The sequence below is a fragment of the Diaphorobacter limosus genome (assembly GCF_033100095.1).
GTDB lineage: Bacteria > Pseudomonadota > Gammaproteobacteria > Burkholderiales > Burkholderiaceae_C > Alicycliphilus > Alicycliphilus limosus.
Genome location: NZ_CP136921.1, coordinates 822,648 through 839,040, shown reverse-complemented (window position 1 = coordinate 839,040; position 16,393 = coordinate 822,648). Strand labels below are relative to the sequence as shown.

General features: G+C 67.0%; 14 protein-coding genes. 7 read left to right on the top strand and 7 right to left on the bottom strand.

Annotated features, from left to right (window positions below):
- Window positions 1-79: 79 nt before the first annotated feature.
- From meaB to P4826_RS04110, 3 genes are read left to right on the top strand one after another with little or no spacing between them, the layout of a single operon-like run.
- Complete coding sequence (meaB, locus tag P4826_RS04120) at window positions 80-1,069, top strand: methylmalonyl Co-A mutase-associated GTPase MeaB (RefSeq protein WP_317702647.1); 990 nt, start codon at window positions 80-82, stop codon at window positions 1,067-1,069.
- 54 nt (window positions 1,070-1,123) lie between these two features.
- A complete protein-coding gene (locus P4826_RS04115) occupies window positions 1,124-2,656 on the top strand; it encodes an acyl-CoA carboxylase subunit beta (RefSeq protein ID WP_317702646.1) in 1,533 nt (510 codons plus the stop codon).
- Between the two features lie 20 nt (window positions 2,657-2,676).
- Window positions 2,677-2,991, top strand: coding sequence for a helix-hairpin-helix domain-containing protein (locus tag P4826_RS04110; RefSeq protein ID WP_317702645.1), 315 nt, complete (start codon window positions 2,677-2,679; stop codon window positions 2,989-2,991).
- A gap of 8 nt (window positions 2,992-2,999) precedes the next feature.
- On the opposite strand, the gene P4826_RS04105 is transcribed toward P4826_RS04110, so the two are convergent.
- Both P4826_RS04105 and P4826_RS04100 read right to left on the bottom strand, forming a co-directional pair.
- Window positions 3,000-3,332 (bottom strand): type II toxin-antitoxin system PemK/MazF family toxin, encoded by a 333-nt coding sequence (locus P4826_RS04105; RefSeq protein ID WP_317702644.1) that lies wholly within the window; start codon window positions 3,330-3,332, stop codon window positions 3,000-3,002.
- The gene (locus P4826_RS04100; protein ID WP_317702643.1) at window positions 3,329-3,661 is read right to left on the bottom strand and encodes a hypothetical protein; all 333 of its coding nucleotides are present in this window, start codon (window positions 3,659-3,661) and stop codon (window positions 3,329-3,331) included. Before P4826_RS04100 ends, P4826_RS04105 begins: the two co-directional genes overlap by 4 nt.
- Window positions 3,662-3,746: 85 nt before the next feature.
- Here P4826_RS04100 and accC point away from each other — a divergent pair, with 85 nt between their 5' ends.
- From accC to bioB, 4 genes are all read left to right on the top strand, one after another.
- A complete protein-coding gene (accC, locus tag P4826_RS04095) occupies window positions 3,747-5,807 on the top strand; it encodes an acetyl-CoA carboxylase biotin carboxylase subunit (protein WP_317702642.1) in 2,061 nt (686 codons plus the stop codon).
- A 202-nt stretch (window positions 5,808-6,009) separates the two neighbouring features.
- The gene (locus P4826_RS04090) at window positions 6,010-6,471 is read left to right on the top strand and encodes a VOC family protein (protein WP_317702641.1); all 462 of its coding nucleotides are present in this window, start codon (window positions 6,010-6,012) and stop codon (window positions 6,469-6,471) included.
- Between the two features lie 48 nt (window positions 6,472-6,519).
- Window positions 6,520-8,313, top strand: a complete 1,794-nt coding sequence (locus P4826_RS04085; RefSeq protein ID WP_317702640.1) for an ABC transporter transmembrane domain-containing protein — start codon at window positions 6,520-6,522, stop codon at window positions 8,311-8,313.
- Window positions 8,314-8,601: 288 nt separating this feature from the next.
- Window positions 8,602-9,663 (top strand): biotin synthase BioB, encoded by a 1,062-nt coding sequence (gene bioB / locus P4826_RS04080; RefSeq protein ID WP_317702639.1) that lies wholly within the window; start codon window positions 8,602-8,604, stop codon window positions 9,661-9,663.
- A 77-nt stretch (window positions 9,664-9,740) separates the two neighbouring features.
- Here the strand turns inward: bioB and P4826_RS04075 are convergent, their stop codons facing one another.
- The 5 genes from P4826_RS04075 to P4826_RS04055 are packed head-to-tail and all read right to left on the bottom strand — an operon-like array spanning window position 9,741 to window position 16,392.
- Window positions 9,741-9,950, bottom strand: a complete 210-nt coding sequence (locus tag P4826_RS04075; RefSeq protein WP_317702638.1) for a YgaP family membrane protein — start codon at window positions 9,948-9,950, stop codon at window positions 9,741-9,743.
- Window positions 9,951-9,974: 24 nt separating this feature from the next.
- The gene (locus tag P4826_RS04070) at window positions 9,975-11,111 is read right to left on the bottom strand and encodes an NAD(P)/FAD-dependent oxidoreductase (RefSeq protein WP_317702637.1); all 1,137 of its coding nucleotides are present in this window, start codon (window positions 11,109-11,111) and stop codon (window positions 9,975-9,977) included.
- The gene (locus tag P4826_RS04065; protein WP_317702636.1) at window positions 11,108-11,716 is read right to left on the bottom strand and encodes an SAM-dependent methyltransferase; all 609 of its coding nucleotides are present in this window, start codon (window positions 11,714-11,716) and stop codon (window positions 11,108-11,110) included. Before P4826_RS04065 ends, P4826_RS04070 begins: the two co-directional genes overlap by 4 nt.
- A 42-nt stretch (window positions 11,717-11,758) precedes the next feature.
- Window positions 11,759-13,153: a TolC family protein gene (locus P4826_RS04060; protein ID WP_317702635.1), complete on the bottom strand. Its 1,395-nt coding sequence runs from the start codon at window positions 13,151-13,153 to the stop codon at window positions 11,759-11,761.
- Window positions 13,150-16,392, bottom strand: coding sequence for an efflux RND transporter permease subunit (locus P4826_RS04055; protein WP_317702634.1), 3,243 nt, complete (start codon window positions 16,390-16,392; stop codon window positions 13,150-13,152). The genes P4826_RS04060 and P4826_RS04055 overlap by 4 nt, the downstream gene beginning before the upstream one ends.
- Between the last annotated feature and the right edge of the window lies 1 nt (window position 16,393).

Sequence of the window (16,393 nt, the reverse complement as noted above, 5' to 3'; positions counted from 1 at the left end):
GCCAAGGAGGCAGTGGATGACGATGCTTTTTTCGCGCCCTTTCGTTGATTGAGAACACATGCAAGACGTCACTCAATTGATGAAATCCATTTGCGGGCACTCTGGGCCTATACAGCGCCGCGCCATGGCCAAGGCCATCACGCTGCTGGAATCGACCCGCGCCGATCACCGCACCCAGGGCGACGCCCTGCTGACGGCCCTGCTGCCGCACACCGGCCGCGCCCTGCGTTTAGGCATCAGCGGCGTGCCCGGCGTGGGCAAGTCCACCTTCATTGAGGCGCTGGGCCTGTACCTGGTGCGCCAGGGGCTCAAGGTGGCGGTGTTGGCCATAGACCCATCCTCGTCCGTCACCGGCGGCTCCATCCTGGGCGACAAGACGCGCATGGAGCAACTGTGCGCCGAAGAAGCCGCCTACATTCGCCCCAGCCCCAGCAGCGGCACGCTGGGCGGCGTCGCAGAGAAAACGCGCGAGGCCATGCTGGTGTGCGAGGCCGCAGGCTACGACGTGGTGATTGTTGAGACTGTGGGCGTGGGCCAGAGCGAGACGGCGGTGCACGGCATGACCGACATGTTCTGCGTGCTGCAGCTGCCCAATGCGGGCGACGACCTGCAGGCCATCAAAAAGGGCGTGATGGAGCTGGCCGACCTGGTGGTCATCAACAAGGCCGACATCGACCCGGCCGCCGCCACCCGCGCCCAGGCGCAGATCACGTCGAGCCTGCGCCTCTTGGGCTTTCACGGCAACCCCGAGCACGACCCGCACAACGCCCAGCAATGGACGCCCAAGGTATTGCAGATCAGCGCCTTGCAGCAGCAGGGCGTCGACGGCTTCTGGGCCGCCGTGCAGGACTACCGCCAGATGCAGAGCGCCAACGGCCGCCTGGCCGCGCGGCGCGAAAAGCAGGCCCTGGCCTGGATGTGGGAGCGCATCGACTTCGGCCTGAAGCAGGCTTTTCGTGCCCATCCGCAGGTGCAGGCGCTGCTGCCGCAGATGCAAGCCGATGTGGCCGCCGGCCGCATCGCCGCCAGTACTGCGGCAAGAAATCTGCTTGCAGCGCATATGGGATAAGCGCTACAAGCTATCAAGTTTATAGTTATCAGATTCCAACAAAGGACAGAACCGATGCAAACCATCCTCGACCAACTGGAGAAAAAGCGCGAACTCGCCCGCCTGGGCGGGGGCCAGAAACGCATTGACGCGCAGCACGCCAAGGGCAAGCTCACGGCGCGTGAGCGCATCGAGGTGCTGCTGGACGTCGGCTCATTCGAAGAGTGGGACATGTTCGTCGAGCACCGCTGTGCGGACTTCGGCATGGATGCCACGCATATTCCCGGCGACGGCGTGGTGACGGGCTACGGCACCATCAACGGGCGCCTGGTGTTCGTCTTCAGCCAGGACTTCACGGTGTTTGGCGGCGCGCTCTCCGAGGCGCATGCCGAGAAGATCTGCAAGGTGATGGATCAGGCCATGAAGGTCGGCGCTCCGGTCATCGGTCTGAACGACTCGGGCGGCGCGCGCATCCAGGAGGGTGTGGCCAGCCTGGGCGGCTATGCCGAGGTGTTTCAGCGCAACGTGATGGCCAGCGGCGTGATTCCGCAGATCAGCATGATCATGGGCCCCTGCGCCGGCGGCGCGGTGTATTCGCCCGCCATGACCGACTTCATCTTCATGGTCAAGGACACGAGCTACATGTTCGTCACCGGCCCCGAGGTGGTGAAGACCGTCACGCACGAGAGCGTCACGGCCGAGGAACTGGGCGGCGCGCTCACGCACAACACCAAGAGCGGCGTGGCCGACCTGGCTTTCGAGAACGACGTCGAGGCCCTCTTGATGCTGCGCCGCTTCTTCAACTACATCCCCGCCAGCAACCGCGAAAAGGCGCCGCACCGCCCCACGCAGGACCGCGTCGACCGCGCCGACCTGAGCCTGGACACCCTGGTGCCCGAGAACCCCAACCAGCCCTACGACATCAAGGAGGCCATCGTCAAGACGGTGGACGACGGCGAATTCTTCGAGCTGCAGCCCGACTACGCCGCCAACATCGTCATCGGCATGGCGCGCATGGACGGCCATGTGGTGGGCGTGGTGGCCAACCAGCCGCTGGTGCTGGCCGGCTGCCTGGACATCAAGAGCAGCATCAAGGCCGCGCGCTTCGTGCGCTTCTGCGACGCCTTCAACATCCCCGTCATCACCTTTGTCGACGTGCCCGGCTTCATGCCCGGCACTGCGCAAGAGTACGGCGGCATCATCAAGCATGGCGCCAAACTGCTCTACGCCTACGCCGAGTGCACGGTGCCCAAGATCACCGTCATCACCCGCAAGGCCTACGGCGGCGCCTACGACGTGATGAGCTCCAAGCACCTGCGTGGCGACGTGAATCTGGCCTGGCCGAATGCCGAGATCGCGGTGATGGGCGCCAAGGGCGCGGTGGAGATCATCTTCCGCGAGGAAAAGAAAGACCCCGCCAAGCTGGCCGCGCGCGAGGCCGAATACAAGGCCCGCTTTGCCAACCCCTTCGTCGCCGGCAGCCGCGGCTATATCGACGACGTAATCCAGCCGCACGAGACGCGCCAGCGCATCTGCCGCAGCCTGGCCATGCTCAAGGACAAGAAGCTGGACAACCCGTGGCGCAAGCACGGGAATATTCCGCTCTGATTTGAATAGCTGATCACGCAATGCCCAAGGCTGCCACCGCCCAACAGGCTGTCAAACTGACCGATATACCCAACATCGGCCCGTCGATTGCCGCCGATTTGAAGGGGCTTGGCGTGCATGCCCCAACCGACGTAGGACGCATGGACCCTTGGCATACCTACGACGCATTGCGTGGGCCCATGGGCCAGCGCCACGACCCCTGCGTGCTCGACGTGTTGTTGGCCGCGCACGAGTTCATGAATGGTGGCGCGGCCAAGCCCTGGTGGGTGTTCACGGCGCAGCGCAAAGCCCAGTGGGCGTCGCGGTTCAAGACCGCAGCGAAAGGCTTGAAGTGATGGTCTGGCTAGTGCAAGCCCAACACGGCGGCGAGCGCTTCGTCCAGCAGAAGCAGCGCATCGGCATCCAGGGTGTCGATGCGCTTGCGCAGTCGCGATTTATCCAGCACGCGCACCTGTTCAGGGCGAGCGCGGGTCTTGGAGCTGAAGCTGGGCAGGGCAATCAGCAAGGGCCAAACAGGCTCGGCCGTGGTGGTGGTGAGCGGCACGATGACAACGGTGCGCCGGATCGCGTTGAACTGCGTCGCCGAGACAACGACGCAGGGTCGAGTCTTGGCCATCTCGGAGCCGCGCACCGGGTCAAGGTCGGCCCAGTACACGTTGCCGCGTTCGATCTTCATCGCTTGGCCGGGAGAGCCGATTGGTTTCGGGTTTTCTGGGCTTCAGCCAGATCGCGCTCAAACATCTCGCGATCAAAGTCGGCGTCCCAGACATCGACCGAGTCGGTCAACTCGGCGGCTTCCCATTCACGGGCTTCCTGCAGCAACTCTGGATGCTTGGCTTCCAGTTCGTTCATGCGGTTGGCTGCATCGATCAACACCTGGTTTCGGGCCTCTTCTTGCTCGGCCAAGCCTTTGGCAAGCAGATCCACCAGAAACCGGTTGCGCTGGCGAGGTGCCACGGCGCGAGCCAGCTTTGCGGCCAGGTCTTCGGGCAGGCGCAGCAGCACCTGGCGGGGTGGGGCGTTCAACGTATGCATCATGATGTGATGATATCAAGTTATCAAAATTTAAGTTACTGAGAAAGAGATCACTATGTTCACCAAAATCCTGATAGCCAACCGCGGCGAGATCGCCTGCCGCATCATCACCACCGCCAAGCGCATGGGCATTGCCACCGTGGCGGTGTATTCCGACGCCGACAAGAACGCGCGCTTCGTGCAGCTGGCCGACGAGGCCGTGCGCCTGGGCCCGCCGCCGTCGCGCGAGTCCTACCTGCTGGCCGACAAGATCATCGAGGCCTGCAAGCAGACCGGCGCTCAGGCCGTGCATCCGGGCTATGGCTTTCTGTCCGAGAACGCCGAGTTCGCCAAGAAGGTGGAAGAGCAGGGCATCGCCTTCATCGGCCCCAAGCACGCTGCCATTGCCGCCATGGGTGACAAGATCGCCTCCAAGAAGCTGGCGGGCGAGGCCAGGGTCAGCACCATCCCCGGCTACAACGACGCGATAGAAACGCCCGAGAAGGCGGTGGAAATTGCCAAGGGCATTGGCTATCCGGTGATGATCAAGGCCAGCGCGGGCGGCGGCGGCAAGGGCCTGCGCGTGGCCTTCAATGACAAGGAGGCCTATGAAGGCTTTGCGTCCTGCAAGCACGAGGCGCTGAGCGCCTTTGGCGACGACCGCGTGTTCATCGAAAAATTCGTCGAGCAGCCGCGCCATATCGAGATCCAGGTGCTGGGCGACGCGCACGGCAACGTGGTCTATCTGAATGAGCGCGAATGCTCCATCCAGCGGCGCCATCAAAAGGTGATCGAGGAAGCGCCTTCGCCCTTCATCAGCGCCGCCACGCGCAAGGCCATGGGCGAGCAGGCGGTGCAGCTGGCCAAGGCCGTGGGCTACCAGAGCGCGGGCACGGTGGAGTTCGTGGTCGGCAAGGATCAGGATTTCTACTTCCTGGAGATGAACACCCGCCTGCAGGTCGAGCACCCGGTGACCGAGTTGATCACCGGCCTGGATCTGGTCGAGCAGATGATCCGCGTGGCGGCGGGCGAGAAGCTGGCCTTCACCCAAGCGGATGTCAAGTGCGAAGGCTGGGCCATGGAGTGCCGCATCAATGCCGAAGATCCGTTCCGCGGCTTCCTGCCCTCCACGGGGCGCCTGGTGCGCTTCGTACCGCCGGCGCAGGACCTGCACCAGGGCCTGCCTGCCACGGGGCTGGGCGTGCGCGTGGACACGGGCGTGCTGGACGGCGGCGAAATCCCGATGTACTACGACTCAATGATCGCCAAGCTGATCGTGCACGGCAAGGATCGTGCCGACGCCATTGCCCGCATGCGCGAGGCGCTCAACGGCTTCGTCATCAAGGGCGTGCAAAGCAACATCCCATTCCAGGCCGCGCTGCTGGCGCACCCGGATTTCGTCAGCGGCAACTTCAACACCGGCTTCATCGCCGAGCACTATGCACATGGCTTTCGGGCCGAGGATGTGCCGCATGAAGACCCGTCGTTCCTGCTGGCGCTGGCGGCGCATCTGCACATGTTCTACCGCAACCGCGCCAGCGGGCTGCAGGGCCAGTTCTGGGAGGGCTTCAAGCGCCTGCCGCGGCGCGAGTTCTCGGTATGCGTGCTGGGCGAGGGCGGGCACAACAGCTACACCCGGGCCACCGTGGCCGAAACCGAGCCCGGCCACGCCACGCCCGTGACCCTGCACCTGCCGGGTGGCGACAAGACCTACCACCTGAGCGTCGATCGCCACCTGGGCGAGGTGCGCATCACCGGCACGGTGGATGGCAAGGCCTTCACCGCGCAGGTCGAGCGCGGCAAGACGAGCAACCCGCTGGCCATCCGTGTGATCCACAACGGCACACGCCTGGACGCCATCGTCATGCACCCGCGCACCGCCGATCTGCACCGCCTGATGCCCTACAAGGCGCCGCCGGACTTGAGCAAGTTCGTGCTCTCGCCCATGCCCGGCCTGCTGGTGCAGGTGGCGGTGCAACCGGGGCAAGAGGTCAAGGCCGGCGAGCGCGTGGCCGTGATCGAGGCCATGAAGATGGAGAACGTGCTGCTGGCCAGCGCCGACGGCGTGGTCAAGGAAATCAAGGCGCAAAAGGGCGACAGCCTGGCGGTGGATCAGGCCATCGTCGAGTTCGAGTGAGCGTGGCGGGTTGAACGCCCGCGCAGAGGGTTTGGAGTGCGCTGTGCCACCTTGCTGGCCAACGACGGCGTGAATCCATGCCCCCGTCAACGCGGGCATGGCTGCACGTCTGATTTATGAAGAGAAAAATCGCTGTGACGCTTATGTGGCAAGCGCGGGCAGCTATTAAATCAATAGTTAAAGCGAAAAAGGAAGCCAATCCATGACACGCCCCTTCAAAGTCCTGGGCATCCAGCAGGTCGCCATCGGCGGCACCGACAAGGGCCGCATGAAAAAGCTCTGGGTGGACATGCTGGGTCTTGAGCAAACCGGCACGTTCCAGAGCGAGCGCGAGAACGTGGACGAGGACATCCTGGCCATGGGGCGCGGCGCGCACAAGGTCGAGGTGGACATCATGCAGCCGCTCGACATCGACAAGAAGCCGGCGGTGCACACCACGCCGCTGAACCATATCGGCCTGTGGATAGACGACCTGCCCAAGGCGGTGGAATGGCTCACGGCGCAAGGCGTGCGCTTTGCGCCCGGCGGCATCCGCAAGGGTGCGGCTGGCTACGACATCACCTTTTTGCACCCCAAGAGCAATGACGAGTTCCCCATAGCGGGCGAGGGCGTGCTCATCGAGCTGGTGCAGGCGCCGCCCGAGGTGATCGCCGCGCTGGGCTGAAACACGAGGCAGCGCCAGCGCGGCCGGCCGGGTTCTTACACTCGGCGCATGTCCACTGCCGCACCCCGACCATCCCCGGCCGCCCCGCGCGGCCAGCCGCGCGCGCTGGGCGCCTTGCTGCCCTTTCTGCGGCCCTATCGCTGGCCGATCGCCGCTGCGCTTGCCTTTCTGCTGCTGGCGGCACTGGCCACGCTGGCCTTTCCGCTGGCGCTGCGCCAGCTGATCGACCAGGGCGGCAGCAGCCAGGCGGCGGCGCTGCGCGATAACTTTGGCCTGCTGTTTGCCGTGGCCGTCGCCGTGGGCCTGTTCTCGGCCGCGCGCTACTACGCCATGAGCTGGCTGGGCGAACGCGTCACGGCCGACCTGCGCAGCCGCGTCTACGCCCATGTGCTCACGCAAAGCCCGGCCTTCTTCGAGACCACGCAGACCGGCGAGGTGCTCTCGCGCCTGACGGCCGACACCACCTTGGTGCAGACCGTCATCGGCTCGTCGTTCTCGCTGGGCCTGCGCAATGCCGTGCTGGGCCTGGGCGCGCTGGCCATGCTGGTGTGGACCAACCCCGTGGTGATGTCGGCGGCGCTGGCCGCCGTGTTGATGGTTGTGCTGCCCACCATGTGGATAGGCCGCAGCGTGCGCCGCCTGTCGCGCGCCAGCCAGGACCGCGTGGCCGATGCCAGCGCCATCGCCGCCGAGGTGCTGGGCGCCATTCCCATCGTGCAGGGCTTCACCGCCGAGCGGCGCGAGGCGGCGCGCTTTGCCGCCTCGGCCGAGGCCGCCTTCCAGACCGCCGTGCGCCGCAGCGGCGTACGTGCGCTGCTCGTGGCCTTCATCATCATCGCCAATGCCGCGCTGCTGCTGTGGGGTCTGTACCGCGGCAGCCAGGCGGTGCTGGCCGGGCAGATGAGCGCCGGCAGCCTGGGCCAGACCATCGTCTACGCGCTCTTCCTGGCCGGCGCCGTGGCCGTGCTGGGCGAGGTCTATGGCGACCTGCTGCGCGCGGCCGGCGCCATGGAGCGGCTGATGGAGCTGCTGGCCACGCGGCCCGCCATCCGCTCGCCCGAGGCCGGCACGCTGCAAGGGCTCGCCCCGGGCCAGCCGCTGGCCGTGGCCTTCGAGGCGGTGGATTTTCACTACCCCTCGCGCCCCGACCGGGCGGCGCTGGCGGGCTTCACGCTGCACCTGGCGCCCGGCGAGACGGTGGCGCTGGTGGGCGCCAGCGGCGCCGGCAAGTCCACCGTGTTCCAGCTGCTGCAGCGCTTCTACGACGTGCAGGCAGGGCGCATCCTGCTGGGCGGCCAGGACATCCGCGGCCTCGATCTGCACGCGCTGCGCGGGCGCATCGCCACCGTGCCGCAGGACGCGGTGATTTTTTCCAGCAGCGCGCTGGACAACATCCGCTACGCACGCCCCGAGGCGACGCGCGAAGAAGTCATCAACGCCGCACGTGCCGCCTTCGCGCACGACTTCATCGAGGCACTGCCGCAGGGCTACGACAGCTTCCTCGGCGAGCATGGCGTGCGCCTGTCGGGCGGCCAGCGCCAGCGCATCGCCATCGCCCGCGCACTGCTCAAGGATGCGCCGGTGCTGCTGCTGGACGAAGCCACCAGCGCCCTGGACGCGCACAGCGAGCGCGTGGTGCAGCAGGCGCTGGACGCGGCACTGCAAAGCCGCGCCGGCAGCCGCATCACCCTGGTCATCGCGCACCGCCTGGCCACGGTGCAGCATGCCGACCGCATCGTGGTGCTGGACCACGGCTGCATCGTCGAGCAGGGCAGCCATGCCGCCTTGATGGCCGCAGACGGCGCCTACGCGCGCCTGGCGGCGCTGCAGTTCACGGCGTGACGGCGGGCTCCTGCGATATTTCTGGCTTCATTTCGCCAGCGGTTTCGCCAGCATTCGCCGCAGTTGCCGCCTGATTGGCCGGCATTGGCGACGAATGGCGTTTGCGTCGTCATTTGCCTTCAAAAATGGCCAATTGGTCTGCTTCTGCCGCAAAAAATGAGCGCTTTTGGGCTGTTTTACAGGCAGAAATTAAGTGCCAACTATTTGCGGCGCGGGGGCTTCACAGCGCGCAACGGCATTCACACAATCGCAGCCGCCCTGCAGCCTGGCTGCGTTTTGGAGTGATGCATGACAACTGTTTTTCTGGCCGATGCGCCAACCCCCGCAAACCATGCCCGGCCCGCCCACGCGTCGCCTGCCGCGGCGCAGCGCTGGAGCGTACAGGCGGTGCAGGAGCTGCTGGATCGCCCCTTCATGGACTTGCTCTGGCAGGCCCAGGAGGTGCACCGCCAGCATTGGCCGGCGGGTGACATCGAACTGGCAACCCTGCTGTCAGTCAAGACCGGCGGCTGCGCCGAAAACTGCGGCTACTGCCCGCAGTCCAGTCATTTCGACACGGGGGTGCAGGCGCAAAAGCTGATGGCCGTGGACGAGGTGCGCAGCGCCGCCCAGGCGGCCAAAAATGCCGGCGCCACGCGCTTTTGCATGGGCGCGGCCTGGCGCGCGCCCAAGGAGCGCGACATTGAAAAGATGTCGGAGCTGATACGCACGGTGAAAGACCTGGGCCTGCAGACCTGCGCCACTCTGGGCATGCTGCAGCCGCAGCAGGCGCAGGCGTTGAAAGCCGCCGGGCTGGACTACTACAACCACAACCTGGATACCGCCCCCGAGTACTACCAGGACGTGGTCAGCACGCGCAGCTACCAGGATCGCCTGGACACCCTGCGGCATGTGCGCGCCGCGGGCATCCATGTGTGCTGCGGCGGCATCATCGGCATGGGCGAGGCGCCGGTGCACCGCGCCGGGCTGATCGCGCAGCTGGCCAACCTTGACCCGTACCCTGAATCCGTACCCATCAACAGCCTGGTGCCCGTGCCCGGCACGCCGCTGGCGGGCAGCGCGCCGGTTGATTCGCTGGATTTCGTGCGCGTGATTGCCGTAGCGCGCATCACCATGCCGCGCGCGCGCGTGCGCCTGTCGGCCGGGCGCGAGCAGCTGGGCGAGGCGGTGCAGGCGCTGTGCTTTCTGGCCGGGGCCAACTCCATCTTCTACGGCGAAAAGCTCTTGGTGACCGGCAACCCCGATGTCGCCGCTGATGAGCGGCTGTTGGCCAAGCTCGGCCTGCGCGCCCATGCCACCCATGGACAGGCGCAGCCGGCGGGGACTGACCGTGGTTGTGCATGCTCCTAAAATAGAAGCTGTTGGCGCTTATGGTGTATGAGATAAGGCCAAAAAAACCATAAACTTTTGATCCGCCTTCAAGCCGATCAGCAGCCCGGCTGTATGCCCAGCTTGCGCAGCATGGTCTCCAGCAGGCACCACTTGGTCAGCCCGCTTTGCAGCAGGTTGGCGCCCACGAAAGCCGTGAAGGCCAGCCACCATTGGCTGGCAAAAACCGGGCTGCCCGGAACGCCCAGCGCCAGCGACAGCAGGATGAAGAAGCCGGCAAAAATGCGGACGACGCGCCAAGAGGTCATGAGGGTTCTCCTAGAAAAAATTGATCAGCGGTACTGACCCAGATAGCGCGCCTCGAAACGGCGCTTGGCCCAGTGCATCAGGCGCAGCGGTGGCAGCACCAGGGTGCGCTGTGGGCTGCGCAGCACCAGGGTGCCGTGGCTGCCCGAGTCGATGATGCAGGCGAGCTGCGGCACAAAGCCGGCCTGCTCGGGCCTGCCCGCCAGGGCGTCCAGCAGGTTGGCCGCTGCCGCCTTGGCATGCAGTTCGGCCATGTGCGCCTGCTTGGGCGCCCATTCGGGGCCGGGAAAGCTGCCCGAGTCACCGACCACATAGCAGTGCTGCCAGCCCTCGATGCGGCATTGCGCGTCGGCGCGCAGCAGGCCACCGGGCGAGCGGGGCAGGGTGGTGGCATCGAACCAGGCATTGCCGGTCATACCGGGCATGAACAGGATCAGGTCGGCGGCGATCTCGCCGCCCTCGGTAACCACCTTGCCGGGCTCAAAGCGCAGCATCTTGTGGCCCAGGTGGGTGGCGATGCCGCGGCGCGCCATCTCGGCCAGCAGGCCCTGCACGGTCTTGGCGCCCAGGCGTGCGCCGGGCTCCTGGCTGGGGTTGAAGAACACCAGTTGGAAGCGCTCGCGCCGGCCTTCGCGGCGTAGCTGGGTATCGATGCCGAACAAAAATTCGAACATCGGCCCGCCGCGCACGGCCTGCGGCTCCTGCGGGTTGGCGGCAAAGCCGATGGCAATCGTGCCGCCCTGCATGGCGGCCAGGCGGTCGCGGATCAGCTCGGCCGCGGCAATGCCCTCGCAGGGCGTGATGGCGTTCTCAATGCCCGGCAGCTTCTTGAGGAAGCGCCCACCGGTGGCAATCACCAGCGCGTCGTTGTCGATGTCGCCGGCCGTGGTGTGCACGCTGCGGCCGTCATCCGTCAGCCCCGTGACCTCGGCCGCCACATGGCGCACGCCCATGCGCTCAAAGAACGGCCCCAGCGGCACGATCAGGTCCTCGCGCCGGCGCAGGCCGCTGGGTATCCAGATGATGCTGGGCAGGTAGTGCAGCTCAGGCCGCGGGGAGACGACGGTGATCTGCGCCCCCGCGTCGCGCCGGCGCAGCTCGCGCACCGTGGCCAGCGCGCCAAAGCCTGCGCCGAGGATGGTGATGCGGGCGGCCTGGGTCATGCGCGGCCTCCGAGGGCTTGCGCCAGGTAGCGCACGACCTGGGCCGGGCCCTGGTGGCCAGGGCCTTCGTCGAGCCATACTTCACCAGCCCAGGCCAGATGCTCGTGCAGGCCGGCGAAGTCCGTGCGCAGATCGTCCAGGGTGTAGCGCATGTCGGCATCCTTGGGCCCACCGCTGGTGTAGCGTAGTTGCTCGGGCGTGAAGGCCTCCAGAATCAGCCAGCCCCCGGGGCGCAGCGCCCGCACCAGGCGCTGGTGCACGTCTCGGCGCAGGGCCGAGGGCAGGTGGACAAAGGTCAGCACCACGCCGTCAAAGGCGCCCGGCGCGGGCTGCCAGCTGGTCAGGTCGGCCAGCTCGGTCTGCAGTGCCACGCCTTGCTCTGCGGCCCATTGCTGCGCCTTGCGCAGGCCGACGCCGGAGGCATCGACGGACAGCACCGCATGGCCTTGCGCCGCCAGCCAGACGCCGTTGCGCCCTTCGCCATCGCCGGGCACCAGCACACGGGCGGCAGGCCGCAGGCGATGGGCCTGCGCGCGCACGAAGGCATTGGGCGCAGTGCCGTATTTGAAGTGCGGCGTGTCGAAGGCTTGGTCCCAGAATGTCATGGTCAAATCACCGTGTAAGGCAATACAGATAAGCGCATGCAGCTATTGTTTTAGGGGTTGTATTGGCGCCAGGGCCTGATTCGCCTGGGCCAATGCAGCGGCATCGAGCTGACCGGCCAGCTGCGCCAGCTGCAGCCGGTGGATGACAAGCCGGCTGCGCGCCTGGGCCAGGGCCAGCGCGGTGGCGGCGCGGTCGTTGTCGGCGTGCAGCACGTCGAGCAGCGTGCGCTGGCCGACCTCGTAGCCGGTGCGCGTGGCGTCCTGCCGGGCGTCGCCGGCAATCAGGGCCTGCTGCAGCGCGCGCACCTGCTCGGTGCCCGCCTGCAGGCCCAGCCAGGCGGTATGCACCTGGCGCGCGACGGTTTCGCGCGTGGCGTCCAGCTGCGCCTGGGCTTCGTTCCATCGGGCCAGGCTTTCCTCCTCCTTGGCCGAGCGCCAGCCGCCGGTGTACAGAGGCACGGTGAGCTGCACGCCCAGCAGCGCGTTGGTCTGGCGGTTGCGCGCGCCGCTGCCGTAGTCGCCATGGCCTGACAGGCGCTGCTGCTCGGCCTGGGCCACCAGATCGAGCCTGGGCGCGGCGCTGGCGCGGTGCTTGTCCGCCTCGGCGCGTGCCAGGTCGGCGGCCAGCTGCTGCAGGCGTATGCCCAGATTGCCGGCGGCGGCCTGCTCCTGCCACAGCGCCAGGGCTTGCACCGGGGGCAAGACCGAGGAGGGCAGGCGCGCCTGCAGGCTGGCATCGGGCAGGCCGGTGGCATCGGCCAGCGCGCGGCGCTGGATGTCCAGCTCCGCCTGCGCGGCCAGGCGCCGTGCCTGCAGCTGGGCGCGCTGCGCGCTGGCCTCGTGCACGGCGGTGATCGGCGCGGCGCCTAGGTCGAAGCGGTCTTGCGCCTCGGTGGCGGCCTTGTCCACGGCGGTGAGCTGGCCGCCCAGCACGGCGAGCTGCTCTTGCGCCACGGCCAACGCCAGATAGCGCTCGCTGGTGCGCAGCATGGCGGCCTGCTGGGCTGCCTGCCATTGCAGCTCACCCATGTCGGCCTGCAGATTCAGTTGCTGCTGCTGGGCGCGGCGCTCGGGGTGGTAGAGCGGCTGGCTGGCCTGCAGGGCGACGCGCGTGGCCGCTCCGCTGGTGACCGAGGTGCCGAAGGCCACGCCGCTGCTCGTGCCCATGCCGGGGGCGGAGAACTGCGCGCCGCGCATCTCGCTCTCGCCATGGCCCCAGCCGGCGGCCGCCGTCACGCCCACGCCGGGACGCCACAGCGCGTCGGCCTGACGACGCAGCGGGTCGGCCGCGGCATGCGCGGCGCGCGCCACGGCCAGCTCGCGCTCATGCTGCTCGGCCGCCTGCCAGGCCTGCAGCAGATCGGTGGCTTTGGCATTGAATCCGGCCATGACGCCTACCAATAAAGCGCTGGCAGCTACATATTTCATAGTCATCATGCGCCTCCTTCTCCGCGCACCAGATCCACGCGCCGGCGGTAGGCCATGAAGTACAGAATGGGTATGACCACCAGCGTCAGCACGGTGGACACCGCGATGCCAAAGATCAGCGAGATCGCCAGGCCGTTGAAGATGGGGTCGTCGAGGATGAAGAAGGCGCCCAGCATGGCCGCCAGGCCGGTGAGCAAAATGGGCTGGGCGCGCGTGATGGCCGACTGCACGATGGCCTGCTTGAACTCCATGCCCGCCTGCACCTGCAGCCTGATGAAGTCCACCAGCAGGATGGAGTTGCGCACGATGATGCCGGCCAGCGCAATCATGCCGATCATGCTGGTGGCCGTGTACTGTGCGCCCAGGATGGCGTGGCCGGGCATGACGCCAATGATGGTGAGCGGTATCGGCGCCATGATGATCAGCGGCGTGAGGTAGGAGCCAAAGTGCGCGACGACCAGCAGGTAGATCAGGATCAGCCCCACGCCGTAGGCGGCGCCCATGTCGCGGAAGGTCTCGTAGGTGATTTGCCACTCGCCGTCCCACTTCAGGCTATAGCCGCGGTAGGGGTCGCTAGGCTGGCGGATGAAATATTCCTCGATCTGGCCGCCATCGGGCGCGGTGATCTGGTGAATAGCCGAACGCGCGTCAAACATGCCGTAGAGCGGGCTGTCCACCTTGCCCGCCATATCGGCCACGACCAGATTCACCGGCAGCAAATCCTTGTGGTAGATGGGCTGCTCCCTCAGCGTGTCGGTGATCGTCACCAGCTCGCGAATGGGCACGGTGCTGCCTGCGCTGGTGCGCACCGGCAGCTGCAAGAGCGCGTCCAGGCTGCCCTGCTGCTCGGCGGGCAGTTGCAGCAACACCGGCGTTGCGTATTTGCTCTGGCCATCGCGCAGCCAGGTGGCGTTCTCGCCGGCCAGGCCTGCGTGCAGGGCGCTGACGATGGCGCCCTGCGCCACGCCCATCAGCGCCGCCTTGCGCCGATCCACCAGCACCAGCTGGCGCGGTGCATCGGCAATCGAGGAATCATCCAGATCGACGATACCTGTCGTTTTTTGTAGCGCCTCGCGCACGGCCTGCGCGACCTGGCGCCTTCCCTGGGCATCAGGCCCGTAGATTTCGGCAACGATGGGGGAGAGCACGGGCGGGCCCGGCGGCACTTCAACCACCTTGACGTTCGCGCCCATTTTTTGGCCAATGGCTTGCAGGGCAGGGCGCACGCGCATGGCGATGGAGTGGCTTTGCTCCTTGCGCAGGTGCTTGTCCTGCAGGTTGACCTGAATGTCGCCCACGTTGCCGCCGGCGCGCAGGTCATATTGGCGCACCAGGCCGTTGAAGTTGATCGGCCCGGCCGTGCCGGCGTAGGCCTGGTAGTCGGTCACCTCGGGCACGGTGGCCAGATGCGCGCCCAGCGCGTGCAGCACGGCGGCCGTGGCCTCGGGCGGCGTGCCGGCGGGCATGTCGACGATGACCTGGAACTCGGATTTATTGTCGAACGGCAGCATCTTGAGCTGCACCCAGCCGATCATGGGCAGCAGCACCGACAGGGCGATCAGGCCCGCCACGGCCAGGCCCAGCAGCGTGCGGTTGCGCCGCCCGCGTGTGTCATCCAGCAGTGGGGTGAAGATGCGCGTGAACAGCGGCGCCAGCCTGGCCGCCAGGCCGGTGTGCTCCTGTGCGGCCTGGGACTGGCTGCCATGGCTTTTCATCCACAGCCGCGCCAGCCAGGGCGTGACGGTGAAGGCCACGGCCAGCGAGATCAGCATGCCCATGCTGGCGTTGATGGGAATCGGCGCCATGTACGGCCCCATCAGCCCGGTGACGAAGGCCATGGGCAGCAGGGCGGCAATCACCGTGAAGGTGGCCAGGATGGTCGGCCCGCCGACTTCATCGACCGCGCCGGGGATCAGCTCGGTCAGCGTCTTTTCTGGATAGAGAGACTGATGGCGATGGATGTTCTCCACCACGACGATGGCATCGTCCACCAGGATGCCGATGGAGAAGATCAGCGCGAACAGCGACACGCGGTTGAGCGTGAAACCCCAGGCCCAGGAGGCGAACAGCGTGGCCGCCAGCGTCAGGCCCACGGCCACGCCGACGATGACGGCCTCGCGCCGGCCCAGCGCGACAAACACCAGGGCCACGACGGAGACGGTGGCAAACAGCAGCTTCTGGATCAGCTTCTGCGCCTTGTCGTTGGCCGTAGCGCCGTAGTCGCGCGTCTCGGCTACCTGCACGGCGGCGGGGATGACGGTGCCGCGCAGATCCTGCACGCGCTGCATTACGGCACGCGCCACGGCGATGGCGTTGGCGCCGGCCTTCTTCGTCACGGCCAGGGTCACGGCCGGGTATTCGCTGGCCTGACCGTCCTTCACACTGGCGTACCAGACATAGCGCTGGGCGGGCAGGGGGCCGTCTTCCACCTGGGCCACGTCCTGCAGAAACACTGGCTTGCCGCCACGGCTGCTGACCACCAGCTCACCCACTTCCCTGGCGTGGGCCAGGAACGGCCCGGCATCTATGGCCACGGACTGGTTGCCACCCAGCAGCTCGCCCACGGGCAGGCCCTGGTTGGCGGACTGCAGCGTGGCGCGGATATCGTCCACCGTCACCCCGCGCCCGGCCATGCGCGCCGCATCAAGCTGCACGCGCACGGCGCGGCCCGGCCCGCCGATGGTGCTCACGGTGCGCGCGCCATCCACACGCATCAGCTCAGCCTCCAGGCTGTGCGCCACGCGCTCCAGGTCGTAGGCGCCGGTGTCATCCTGCTCGCTGTACAGCGTCAGCGTGACCACGGGCACGTCGTCTATGCCCTTGGGGCGGATGACGGGCCCCATCGCGCCCAGGCCGCGCGGCAGCCAGTCGGCGTGGCTGCGCAGCGTGTCGTGCAGGCGCACCAGCGCGTCGTTGCGCTGCACGCCCACCTTGAACTGCACCGTGAGCACCGCCATGCCGGGGTGCGAGACGCTGCTCACATGCTCCACGCCCAGCATTTGCGAGAGCACCTGCTCGGCCGGCGTGGCGATCAGCTGCTCCACGTCGGCGACCGACGCACCGGGGAAGGGCACGATGACGTTGGCCATGGTCACGTCGATCTGCGGCTCCTCCTCGCGCGGCGTGACCAACACGGCAAACAGCCCGAGCAGCAGCGCCAGCAGCGCCAGCAGCGGCGTGATCTGCGCCGCCTGAAAGGCCTGGGCGATGCGGCCCGAGATGCCCAGGGGGTGTTGTGGACGGGCCATC

Coding starts and splice junctions, on each gene's coding strand:
- meaB (WP_317702647.1), top strand. CDS start 80: ATGAAATCCATTTGCGGGCACTCTGGGCCTATACAGCGCCGCGCCATG.
- P4826_RS04115 (WP_317702646.1), top strand. CDS start 1,124: ATGCAAACCATCCTCGACCAACTGGAGAAAAAGCGCGAACTCGCCCGC.
- P4826_RS04110 (WP_317702645.1), top strand. CDS start 2,677: ATGCCCAAGGCTGCCACCGCCCAACAGGCTGTCAAACTGACCGATATA.
- P4826_RS04105 (WP_317702644.1), bottom strand. CDS start 3,332: ATGAAGATCGAACGCGGCAACGTGTACTGGGCCGACCTTGACCCGGTG.
- accC (WP_317702642.1), top strand. CDS start 3,747: ATGTTCACCAAAATCCTGATAGCCAACCGCGGCGAGATCGCCTGCCGC.
- P4826_RS04090 (WP_317702641.1), top strand. CDS start 6,010: ATGACACGCCCCTTCAAAGTCCTGGGCATCCAGCAGGTCGCCATCGGC.
- P4826_RS04085 (WP_317702640.1), top strand. CDS start 6,520: ATGTCCACTGCCGCACCCCGACCATCCCCGGCCGCCCCGCGCGGCCAG.
- bioB (WP_317702639.1), top strand. CDS start 8,602: ATGACAACTGTTTTTCTGGCCGATGCGCCAACCCCCGCAAACCATGCC.
- P4826_RS04075 (WP_317702638.1), bottom strand. CDS start 9,950: ATGACCTCTTGGCGCGTCGTCCGCATTTTTGCCGGCTTCTTCATCCTG.
- P4826_RS04070 (WP_317702637.1), bottom strand. CDS start 11,111: ATGACCCAGGCCGCCCGCATCACCATCCTCGGCGCAGGCTTTGGCGCG.
- P4826_RS04065 (WP_317702636.1), bottom strand. CDS start 11,716: ATGACATTCTGGGACCAAGCCTTCGACACGCCGCACTTCAAATACGGC.
- P4826_RS04060 (WP_317702635.1), bottom strand. CDS start 13,153: ATGATGACTATGAAATATGTAGCTGCCAGCGCTTTATTGGTAGGCGTC.
- P4826_RS04055 (WP_317702634.1), bottom strand. CDS start 16,392: ATGGCCCGTCCACAACACCCCCTGGGCATCTCGGGCCGCATCGCCCAG.